Annotated in this window: 1 protein-coding gene; it reads left to right on the top strand. The window is 41.9% G+C overall.

Going from position 1 to position 229, the window contains the following annotated elements; translation table 11 throughout:
• Positions 1-229 (top strand): hypothetical protein (locus tag SB679_RS26630; protein WP_410705468.1); only part of this gene is annotated, 229 nt, incomplete at both ends.

Genomic DNA, 229 nt, shown 5'->3' with positions numbered 1-229 from the left:
AAATGCAGCATCCAACAACTATGCACTCCCCTTTGGAAACTCCATGCTCGCCTACTTTGAGAAGTATCCAGAAAAGAAAACCGAACTGGAAAACAAGTATGGAACGGTGGATTTAAAAGTTTCCTCTCAGGATATAGGAGGAGATGAGGTAGATAACAGGAAGCTTCTATTTTTTCCGATGCTCAAGGATGGAAAAGTAACGGCCGTAATAGCCGGAGTAATTAATGCA

Source organism: Chryseobacterium sp. SIMBA_029 (assembly GCF_046535275.1).
Taxonomy (GTDB): Bacteria; Bacteroidota; Bacteroidia; order Flavobacteriales; family Weeksellaceae; genus Chryseobacterium.
The sequence above is the reverse complement of the archived record's forward strand: the minus strand, read 5'-3'. Positions and strand labels throughout refer to the sequence as shown.